An 11083-nucleotide genomic window follows, 5' to 3' on the forward strand; every position below is an offset into this window, starting at 1 on the left:
GGCGGTTTCATCGGTGTGCTGTTCGACGACGCGCAGGCGCGCCAGTTGTTCACCGACGGCTCGCATGTCGCCTATATCGATATCGCGGCTGCCGGTATGCCGGGCGACGACCTGCGCGACAAGATCGCGAACGTGCTGGTGGACTACAAGGTGCAGAACGGCGATCAGGTGCGCGCCGATCTGAAGAAGGAAGTCTCCAACGCGCTCAACTTCATCAACTACTTCCTGCTCGCCTTCGGTGCGATCGCACTGATCGTCGGCACCTTCATCATCTACAACACGTTCTCGATGATTGTGGCCCAGCGGCTGCGTGAGCTGGCGCTGCTGCGTGCGGTCGGTGCGAGTCGACAACAGGTCGGCCGATCCGTGGTGGCGGAGGCGCTGGTCATCGGATTGGTCGGCAGCGCAATCGGTTTGGTGGGCGGCATCGGTCTGGCCTTCGGGCTTTCGGCACTGCTCAATGCGTTCGATCTCGGTCTGCCGACCGGATCGTTGACGGTGCTGCCGCGCACGGTGCTCGTCGGACTGCTCGTCGGGCTGCTGGTGACGGTGGTCAGCGCCTACGCGCCCGCGCGCCGCGCCGCCAAGATTCCGCCGGTGGAGGCCATGCGCGAGGAGTTCGCCTCGGCCGGTGAATCGCTGCGGCTGCGGACCGGTTTCGGCATCGCGCTGGCCGTCGCGGGTGTGGCGCTAGTGGTGCTCGGTGCGCAGAAGACCGGCGGCCATGCCGCATTGACGGTCGGGATCGGCGCGCTCGGCCTGATCTTCGCGGTACTGCTCGCCGCGCCTGCATTGTCGCGGCCGGTGGTGGGCGGTCTCGGGGTGCTGCTGCGGCCGTTCGGCCCGATCGGCCGGATGTCGCGCAATAATGCCGCGCGCAACCCACGGCGTACTGCCGCAACGGCTTTCGCTCTCACCCTCGGTTTGATGCTGGTGACCGCGATCGGCATGCTCGGCGCATCGGCGAAGGCCAGCGTGAGCGTGCTCGTCGACAAGGGTGTGAAGGCCGACTATGTGCTGGCCGGACCGCAGATGATCGGTGTGCCGCTCGGTGCGGGTGACGCCGTGCGCAAATCGGTGCCCGGGGTGGCCGATGTGGTCGGCCTTCGCGGTGTCACGTTCAAGGTCGGCGATGAGCAGCTGGCGGGCACCGAATTCGACGGCTCGCCCGCCAGTGTCATCAACTACGACATGATCAAGGGCACCAACACGCTGGGCGATCACGATGTCATGGTGTCGCAGGACGAGGCCGATAAGCGCGGCTGGAAGGTCGGTGATCAGGTCAGCGTGACGAGCCTGGGGTTCAAGAAGATGCCGGTCCGGGTGGTCGGCATCTACAAGAAGACGCCGCTGCTCGGCCCGCTGGTGGTGTCGCCGGTCATATACGACGAGGTGATGCCGGTCAACTTCCGGACCAACCTGTTCATGTTCGTCAAGGCCCAGCCCGGTGCCGATCTCGCTCAGATGCGCACCGATCTGGAGAATGCGACCGAGCAGTTCGTCGTGATCCAGGTGCAGGATCGGGAGGAGTTCAAGGGCGCGCAGGGCAAGCAGATCAATACGCTGCTCGCCATCCTGTACGGACTGCTCGCGTTGGCGGTGGTGATCGCGATCCTCGGCATCGTCAATACCCTGGCGCTGTCGGTGGTGGAGCGGCGTCGGGAGATCGGCATGTTGCGCGCGGTCGGCATGCAGCGGGCTCAGGTGCGCCGAACCATCTATCTGGAATCCATGCTGATAGCGGTATTCGGCGCGATCGTCGGGATGCTGCTAGGCCTCGGTCTCGGCGTCGGCTTCCTGCGAACCCTGCGTGACCTGGGCATCGATGAGATCGCCATCCCGTGGAATCAACTGGTGCTGGTGCTCATCAGCTCGGCCGTGGTCGGTGTTCTCGCCGCGCTGTGGCCGGGAATTCGTGCCGCCCGCACCCCACCGCTGGCCGCCATCGCGGACTTGTAGGTCTATTTCGGAAAATAGTGGGCACTCCGCCGTCGGCGCACCATAGGCGTCGCTCGGCGGAGTGGGCCCGAATTCGACGCCGTCCCCGGCCAAACCTCGATGACCGGCCCGGCGTCGAGCATGGTGCGCCACTCGTCCGATATGGCACGGCGGCCGTAGCGAGCGCCGAGGACGCTGGCGCAGATGACTCCGGTGGAGTCGTGTCGCCGGAGTGATTGCCCGCGAACAAGATTCCGTTGCGGAAGATGTGTTCCGGTGTGCTACAGACCTTTCGGCGGAGAGCGCAGCAAAATACCCGATAGCCAAGGCCTCCGGGCTGATCCGGCTGAGGCCGCGCATATCCTCTGGTGCGGGCATCCGGCCGCGCCGTGGGCAGCCAGTTCGATGGCGGCGGCGCGGGAGGTCGAGGTCTCGTTGTGGTTGTCGTGCCGGGTGAGTTCGGGGCGAGCCAGATCGGGTGCGGCTCGGAGATCGGCGCCTCTCTTCACACCCGCGATGATCGCGGCCATGGCTGCCCGCGGGCAGCCAGCCGCTCGGATTGCCATGGGTGAGTGCCGCGGCATCAGAGCCGAATTCGAAGATCTGTCCGATGGTCCCCCGGCGGTCGAGTCCGCGCGGTGCGGCGCGGACGACGGCTGCCCAATTCCCAGTCGATCACTTGTGTCTGTCCGGTCACAGTGTGCTGAGCCTGGCTAACGAGTGATGCTACGTTAAACGGAGGTTGATACTCCGCTTAACCTGTGGGGTTGGATGGGCAAGGAGGCCGCTGGCGATGGTGGCAGTGGGTCTCGGTGGTCCGAACGTGGGTTTTTCGCCCGCGGTCGGCGGCATCGCCGAGAAGATGAGGGCGGCGGTGCACGGCCGTGGCGGCGAGGCGGTTCGGCAACTCGCATTGATCACCGTGCTCTATCTGGCCTATCGGGTCGGGCGGATGTTCACCGCCGACGACACCGTGCACGCACTCGGCAATGCCAGGGAAATGCTCGGGCTCGAGGACAAGCTCGGTCTGCCAGAAGAGACCACGGTACAGGCGATATTCCTGCATCGGGATTTTCTCGCGGTTCCGGCCAATTTCTATTACGCCACTGCACATTTCGCGGTGGCGGTCGGGGTGCTGTTGTGGCTGTGGGTCTTCCGGCCGGAGCACTATCGTTGGACCCGGAATCTGATGGTGGCATTGACCGGAGCCGCGCTCGTGGTGCATGTGCTGATACCGCTCGCACCGCCGCGCATGCTGCCCGAGTACGGTTTTGTCGACCTCGCCGCCATACATGGCCAATCCGTCTATGGCTCACCGGATTCCGGCGGGTTGTCGAACCAGTTCGCCGCTATGCCCTCCCTGCATGTGGGGTGGGCCCTGCTGCTGGCCTTCGCCGTGGTTGCGGCGACCCGAAGTTCCTGGCGATGGTTGGCGCTGGCACATCCGGTGCTCACCACGGTGGTCGTGGTCGGGACCGGCAATCACTACTGGCTCGACGCGATCGTCGCGGTGGTGCTGCTCGGATTGGCGGCGCTGCTGCATCCGCTGGTTGTGCCTGCCGCGGCGACGGCGTGGGGTGCGATGGGGCCGGTGGGTCCGCAGCCGGTGCCGACCCGCTGACTCAACTGGTTCCGGCATTTCGGTTGGCCCATGCCTGGATATCGCCCCGGTCGAGGGCGAGGGCGAGCAGGTCGGGGAACCTGTCGGGGGTGCAGGCAAAGGCCGGTATGCCGAGGACTGCGAGAGCGGCGGCGTTGTCGTGGTCGAAGGCGGGAGCGCCATCGTCGGAGAGGGCGAGCAGGACGACCACCTGGACGCCGGATTCCCGCATGGCGTTGACGCGGCGCAGCATCTCTTCGCGGATACCGCCCTCATAGAGATCGGAGATGAGGACGAACAGGGTGTCGGCAGGGCGGGTGATGAGCGATTGGGAATAGGCGATGGCGCGATTGATATCCGTGCCGCCGCCGAGTTGGGTGCCGAAGAGGACCTCGACCGGATCGGTGAGTTGTTCGGTCAGGTCGACGACCTCGGTATCGAAAACGACCAGAGACGTTTTCAGCGACCGCATGGAGGCCAGGACCGCGCCGAAGACCGAGGCGTAGACCACGCTGGAGGCCATCGAACCGGACTGATCGATGGCGAGGACGACATCCCGGCGCACCGCCTGCGCCTTGCGGCCGTAGCCGACCAGGCGTTCGGGCACGACGGTCCGGTGTTCGGGAAGGTAGTTGGCGAGATTCTTGCGAATGGTGCGGTCCCAGTCGATATCCCGCAGCCGAGGTCGGGTGACGCGGGCGGCGCGGTTCAGTGCGCCGGATACCGCCGCGACGGTGTGTGCGGCAATGCGCTGTTCGATTTCGCGGACCACCTTCTCGACCACCATTCGCGCTGTCGCCTTGGTGGTTTCGGGCATTACCCGATTCAGGCTCAGCAAGGTGCCGACCAGGTGCACGTCCGGTTCGACCGCTTCGAGGAGTTCCGGTTCCAGTAGGAGCTGGGTCAGATTGAGCCGATCGACGGCATCGCGCTGCATGACCTCGACGACGGTGGACGGGAAGTAGGTGCGGATATCGCCGAGCCAGCGGGCCACCTTCGGTGCGGAGCCACCGAGTCCGGCCGACCGCTTACCGGAGGTCTGATCGTCGGTGTTGTAGACCGCGCCCAAGGCTCGATCCATGGCCTCGTCGTCCGCGGAACCCAAGCCGCCGAGGGGTTGTTCGGCGGCGGTGCCGAGCACCAGACGCCAACGCCTGGACTGGGTTTCATCGATCGCATTCATCCGGTCGCTCCGGGAGGTAGGTGACGGCGGAATGCCGCCACATCGTCGTTCGGGTTGATCGAGGGGCCCGAGCGCGGTGCTGAAGGAGCGCGTCGGACGGCTGCTGGGCTGTCGTGGCAGCCGCATTGCACAATGCGGTGCGGCGATCTGATCGCGTCGTAATGCCCGACGAGTGGGCAGAATCGCTCGCGATGCGCATGGCGAGGATCTTCGGCTCGGTATGGAAGGCCTTGCGGTCGTCGGTGCACGCCGCGAGTTGATCCGAGGCTGGGCGCGTCGGGCTCATACCGACACTCCCAAGATGTCCGCGACCGTGCGCATGGCGATGAGCCCGCGTTCCACATCGAACGTCATGTCCGCGCCGGTACGCGATGTGCCGGAGCCACCGTCGCGTACCGCCTGGCCGATGGCGCGGCGCTCCCCGGATTCGAATGCACCGAAGGTGCGGCGCAGCAGCGGCAGGATTTCGACGAACATATCGTCGCCGAGACTACGGAGCCAATCGTCGATGAGCCGCAACAACTCTCGGTCGTGGACCAGCAGTAGCCCACGACCTCCGAGGAAGCCGTCGATCCACGCGGCCTTGGCGGCGGCGGTATTGCCGATCGAGAGCGCGGCGGAAAGCCTGCGTGCGGAATCGGATTCGTCGATGCGTCCGGCATCGGCGAGCAGTCGGACGGCGCGACCGATCAGGGCACCGTGCACATCGTCACGGTCGGCGAGGCGGTGCAGGGCGGCCAGCCATTCGCCGGTGGCCCAGGCGTTGTCGCGGGTGTGGATGGCGGTGTGCGCGGCGTCGAGCTGGGTGCGGAGTTGTTCGGCGGCGTCGGTATCGAGGCCGGTGACCGCGCCGGGCAGCCCCGCGCAGATCCGCACGAGCAGGCCGTCCGCGACGTGGGCGAGGGCCTCGGTGTCGGTGCCGCGGACGTCGCCGTAACGCAGCGTGCGAGTCAGGCCGGGGAGCGCGGCGAGCAGGTGGGTTACGTCGTGGTCGAGTGCCGCGGCCGATTCCAGGCGGGTGATCAGACCGTTGGTGGCGTCGCCGAGATCGGCGAGCAGCGCGATTTCGAGTGCGGCGGTGAGATCGCCGACGGTGCTGCCCTCTCGGCCCGCGGTATCGAGGATTTTGGCCTCCGCCGCGGTGCGGATGGTGGTGCCCCAGCGGGATGCCTCGATGATCGAGACGGCGAATTCCGGTCGCCACCGCAGCGTCCAGGATTCGCGGAAGGTTCCGGTGCTGCGCACCTCGCCGGTTGTCGGTGTGCCCCAGTCGATTCCGAGTACCCGCAGCCGATGCAGCAGCCGGGAGCGTTCGACCTCGCGCTCCTTGCGCAGGTCGAGATCGAGATTGCGGGACGGGGCTTCCTGCTTCAGCCGCAGCGTGCGGATCCGGGCGCGCAGATCGGCATCCAGCGGGACGGTCGGCGTGCCATCGGGTACCGAGCCGAGCGCCTCGCCGACCACCAGTTCGGACGCGACGAGCCGCACCATCGTCTCATCGCCCGCGCACATCACCGACCGCACCGCCTCGGTGACCTCCGACAGCCCGGCCAGCGGCCGGGCCCGCAGCACCGCGAGTGTATCGGCGAGCCGGACGGATTCGATGATGTGCGCACTGGAGACCGGCAGATCGTGCGCACGCAACACTCCCGCCACCTTGGTCAGCCAGCGCGCGATCGGCTGCTCGGTCTCGGTGAACAAGTGGTGATACCAGCCCGGCGAGGTGATTCCGGCGCCGTATCCGGAGGTCGTCGCCAGCCGGGAATGCGTCCATGGCACCCAAGTCACCGTCGCCTTCACCTTGGGCAGCCCCTTGAGCAACTTGGTATCCGCCGTCGCAGGCCCCAACTTCCCCGCCAACGCCGGTGCATGCCACGCCCCACACACCACCGCAAGCCGCCGCGCCCCCTCCTTCAACGCCTTCCGCATCGTCTGCCGCATATACGCCTCACGCCGCAATGTGTGCGCGTCGATCCCGATGGGTTGGCGCTCAACGTCTTCGAACGCGATCGCCTCGTCGACAGTGTCGCCGGTCGGCGAGTTGGCCGACTCATCATGTGCGGCGGGCCGGGTTTGGTCGTCGGGTTCGAGTGCCTCGCTGCTCGGGTCACCACCCGCCGGAATGCCGGGTATCTCGTGCGGTTGTCGGCCGGGTGAAGGCGATTCGGCTGTGTTCGTGGCAGGTTCGATCGCGAACATGCCTCGTGCAGCGGCTTCTCGTAGTGCCCCCATTGCCTCGGTGATCGCTTCGAACGCGTCGGCGTCGGCGACGGATTCGACCACTGCGTCCCACCAGCGTTCGGCATCGTCGTAGCCTGCGGCGGCGGCCAATTCGGCGAGTGGGTCGATGCGGTCGCCCGGTTCGTCTTCGGTGGCCAGGACGTTGGTCGCGGGAAGGTCGCAGAACCTCACCGGCACTGCGTGTTCCGCCGCATATCGCAGCGCCTGCCATTCGGGGGAGAACACCGCGTACGGCCAGAATGCGGCCTTGGCGAGCTGGTCCGGCACATAGGCCAGCATGGCGACGGGTGGTGACATTCCCTCGGCCGCAACGTATCCGGCCAATGGGTCGGCATCGGCCGGGCCCTCGATCAGGATCGTGTCGGGGCGGAACTGCTCGAGCGCGGTGCGCAAAGATCTGGCCGAACCCGGGCCGTGGTGTCGGATGCCGAATACGCGGGTCACCGGACCGCCCTGGGCGGTGTTCTGCTGGTCGTCGGCCGTGTTTGTCTTGCTCACCGTGTCACTCCCGGTTGAACATGCGGTGTGGTCGGATCGGTCGGCGGTGCCGCCTCATCCGTGCACCTCGCGGCAAGCGCGGTAGAAGTCGGACCATTCGGGGCGTTCGCGGACAACGGCTTCCAGATACTCGGTCCAGATGACGGCGTCGGCCACTGGATCCTTGACGACCGAGCCGAGGACCGCGCCCGCGATATCGGACGCGCGCAAGGTGCCGTCGCCGAAGTGTGCCGACAGGGCGATGCCATTGGTGATCACCGAGATCGCTTCGGCGGTGGACAGGGTGCCCGAGGGCGTCTTGAGTTTGGTGCGACCGTCGGCGGTCATGCCGGAACGCAGCTCCCGGAAGACGCGCACGACCCGGCGTACTTCCTCGGCCGCGGCCGGAACCGCCGGAAGTTCGAGCGCGGAGCCGAGTTGTTCGACGCGACGAGTCACGATGGCGACCTCCTCGTCCTCACTGGCGGGCAGCGGCAGCACAACGGTATTGAAGCGGCGACGCAGAGCGGAGGACAGATCATTGACGCCACGATCGCGGTCATTGGCGGTGGCAATGACATTGAAGCCCTTGGCGGCCTGCACCTCCATCCCGAGTTCCGGTACCGGCAATGTCTTCTCGGACAGCACGGTGATCAGCGCGTCCTGCACATCGGACGGAATGCGGGTGAGTTCCTCGATCCGGGCGATGGCGCCGCGACGCATCGCGGTCATGACCGGCGACGGCACCAGCGCACCCGCGCTCGGCCCCTCCGCGAGCAGCCGCGCATAGTTCCAGCCGTAGCGGATCGCCTCTTCGGCGGTACCCGAGGTGCCCTGTACGAGCAGCGTCGACGCACCGGTGATCGCGGCCGAAAGATGTTCCGACACCCAGGTTTTCGCGGTGCCGGGCACGCCGAGCAGCAGCAGCGCCCGATCGGTCGCCAGCGTCGCGACCGCCACCTCCATCAGCCGTCGCGGCCCGACGTACTTGGGGCTGATCACGGTGCCGTCGTCGAGCGTGCCACCGAGCAGATAGGTGACCACCGCCCACGGCGACAGTTGCCACGACGGCGGCCGCGGCCGATCGTCGATCGCGGCCAGTGTCCGCAGTTCCTCGGCATAAGCCTGTTCGGCGTGCGGACGCAACAGCTCCGGCTTCGCATCGGTAGTGGTCACTGCAACTCCTCGAGCATCATCGAGCGGTGGTTGAGGTCATGGGCGAGCTGATCGAAGGCTCGCTCCCAATTGAGATCGGTGCATCGGCGCGCCACCGCGGTAGCGGTTCGCGCCGCGCTCACGGGCAGATGCACGGCCGCCGCGGACAGCAGCGACCGATGCGCGCTCGGACCGGTGCCATGCGCTTCGGGGCGTTTGGCCGCGGCACGTGCGCGTTCGAACAACAACAGCATCAGGTGTTGGGCAAGGGGTTCCGGCCACGGATGGCCCATGGCGGGCAGCAGCGCCTCGAGTTCGGAGAGCCACGCGGCGTCCAATTGCAGCAGATGCCGGGTGCGATCGGGCAGCGGCAGCAGCGCGAACAATTCGCGGCGCCGAAGCATGGCCAGATCGGTCGGCACCCCGGCGTCGAACAGCGCCCGCGCCCACGCCGAATCATGTTGGGCCAGTGCGGCATCCACCCAACCGTCGAACAGTGGCTGCCGGAACCGCTCACTGATCTTGGCCCGGGTGGCCTTATCCGGTGCGCCGAGTTCGGACGCCCAGTGCGTCAGCGGTGTCGCCGCGACGAGTTGCCGCAGCCGACCCGCACACAGGTCCGGTGCACCGTCCCAGCGATAGGTGAACTCCACCGTGCGGTCGTTGATGCCGTCTCTGCGATCGGCATCGTCGAGCTCCTCCGGAATGCGGGCGACCAGATTCGGATGCAGCAGCAGATGTTCGACCGTGACCCATTCGCTCGCGCGCCGGGTCATGCGCTGTGTGAATGCCGAATCCGATAGCAGCGGCAGCAGTCCGGCCGCGACTCGCCGGACATCCGATCGTCGATCGTCCAGCGCGGTCTCGAGCAGCGGTTCGTCATCGGCCGAAATGCCATCGGCGAGTATGGCCAAGAGTTCGGCCTTCAGCGGGCCGGATTCCTTCGGCCACGACGCGGTCAGCGCCGCGCGTGCGGCGTCGGCATCTCGTCGGCGCAGTTCGGCGAGCCATTCGCGACGCTCGGACGGTTGGCCGAACTGCCAGCTCTGCTCTGTCGGCGCATCGGAAGGCCCTTGCCGCACCAGGTCGCGCCAGTCCGGATGCTGGTCGGCCAGCCAGCGGCCGCGGGTTCCGGCCAGCCGCAAAAGTGGTTCGCGCAGTTCGGTATTCGCCTTCGCCTGCTCGAGCAGTAGCGCGCACAGTGCATCCGGGGCGCGATAGTCGAATGGTGCTGCGGCCGCGAACCATTCGGGCAGGAAGGGGGACCGGTCCCGCAACATGCGGGCGAGTCGGGATGCCGCGGCGCGGGGCAGGAGTCGCCACGCGTCGTCCACAGCGGGTTCGGACTTGGTCGCCGCACCGACGGAGACGCCACCACGCGCGAAAGCGCCACGCAGCGCGGCGGATTCGAGAAGCACAAGTGCGGGATCGGTGCGCAACCGGGTCGCGGCGGCGGCCACCGGAGCCTCGAGCCGCGCGGGATCCGCTGCCCTGCGGGCCGTGCCGAGCAGCGCCACCGAGGTCAGCTCCTCCGACACCGGCGCGGCAGGCATATTCGACGTCGCACGCGAGCCGAACTCCGCACTGTCGACATCGACGACCTCGCCCGCGGTGAACACCGAGATCGGCACCAATCCGGCCACACCCCATTCGGCGGCCAGCGTCACCGGATGCCCACCGGAAACCCCGAGCAGTCGCCACGGCTGCTCGGTAGCCGCGACCGGCAGCGCGGTACCGTCGGATTCGGCTATGTACCAGCCATTTTCGGTCCACACCGGCACGACATCGGTGAGCAGCAGCGGTCGCGATCGCAACCACGGATCCCCCGCGAGTGCCTCGGCGTGCTCGGTCAGCGCGGCGGCGATCGTCCCGTCGGCAACCGGCAGCGTGGTGAACGGTTCGGCCGCACCGTGCCGTTCGCCCCAGAGCGCCCGCAGCGGCGCGCCACCCGGGTAATAGTGCAGATCGGCTTCGGCCATCATGCCGGGCAGCGGCACCTCCGCCGAGAAGCTCGGTGTGCCGAAGGAGTGCTCGAGCAGCAGTGCCCAGCGTCGAGTCCGCCTGCCGTACAACCATGTTCGGCGCGTGTAGAGCCGCTCCTCCTCGCTGGTCCGGATGCCGAGTACCTGCCACTGATCCCGGAGCGCGGGTTCGACGCGCACGGATTCGGCGGATGTCGGATAGCCGATATGGGTGCGGACGCAGGCCCGCAGCTGCGGCGACAATTCGTCGAGCCGACGGTGCGCGGCGATCAGCAGATGCAGCCTCGCGTATTCGGCGAGTACGACCTCTGGCCAGTCCGCCCTGGTCACCACGGTGGTCGGCAGCTGGCGCAACGTGGCGGCGACGCCGGGGGCCTGCGCGTCGACCATCCGGGCCGCGATCGTTTCGAAGGCACGAAACGAGCGATCGGTCTGAGCCAGCCCGGTGCGCACCTGATCGCCGAGCCAGATATCCAGTTCCTCCAGCCCCGCCGTCACCCGGACCCG

Annotated in this window: 6 protein-coding genes; 2 read left to right on the top strand and 4 right to left on the bottom strand. The window is 67.3% G+C overall.

Translation table 11 applies throughout. The features are described 5' to 3' along the window. Nucleotides 1-1959 (top strand): ABC transporter permease (locus NP3_RS34610; RefSeq protein WP_063045942.1); only part of this gene is annotated, 1959 nt, incomplete at its 5' end. 772 nt (nucleotides 1960-2731) lie between these two features. Then, nucleotides 2732-3559: a phosphatase PAP2 family protein gene (locus NP3_RS34620; RefSeq protein ID WP_245721230.1), complete on the top strand. Its 828-nt coding sequence runs from the start codon at nucleotides 2732-2734 to the stop codon at nucleotides 3557-3559. A gap of 1 nt (nucleotide 3560) precedes the next feature. Here NP3_RS34620 and NP3_RS34625 read toward each other — a convergent pair whose 3' ends face one another. From NP3_RS34625 to NP3_RS49395, 4 genes are all read right to left on the bottom strand, one after another. Next, nucleotides 3561-4721, bottom strand: coding sequence for a VWA domain-containing protein (locus NP3_RS34625; RefSeq protein ID WP_063045944.1), 1161 nt, complete (start codon nucleotides 4719-4721; stop codon nucleotides 3561-3563). A 282-nt stretch (nucleotides 4722-5003) separates the two neighbouring features. Further along, nucleotides 5004-7460, bottom strand: a complete 2457-nt coding sequence (locus NP3_RS34630) for a DUF5682 family protein (RefSeq protein ID WP_063045945.1) — start codon at nucleotides 7458-7460, stop codon at nucleotides 5004-5006. Nucleotides 7461-7514: 54 nt separating this feature from the next. Next, a complete protein-coding gene (locus NP3_RS34635) occupies nucleotides 7515-8615 on the bottom strand; it encodes an ATP-binding protein (RefSeq protein WP_063045946.1) in 1101 nt (366 codons plus the stop codon). Beyond that, nucleotides 8612-11083 (bottom strand): DUF5691 domain-containing protein (locus tag NP3_RS49395; protein WP_063045948.1); only part of this gene is annotated, 2472 nt, incomplete at its 5' end. The genes NP3_RS34635 and NP3_RS49395, both read right to left, overlap by 4 nt.

It is taken from the genome of Nocardia pseudovaccinii NBRC 100343, from assembly GCF_001613225.1.
In the GTDB taxonomy this organism is placed as follows: Bacteria; Actinomycetota; Actinomycetes; order Mycobacteriales; family Mycobacteriaceae; genus Nocardia; species Nocardia pseudovaccinii.

Bases quoted from the DNA above. Each gene is read 5' to 3' on its own strand.
- NP3_RS34620 (WP_245721230.1), top strand. From the start codon at position 2,732: ATGGTGGCAGTGGGTCTCGGTGGTCCGAACGTGGGTTTTTCGCCCGCG.
- NP3_RS34625 (WP_063045944.1), bottom strand. From the start codon at position 4,721: ATGAATGCGATCGATGAAACCCAGTCCAGGCGTTGGCGTCTGGTGCTC.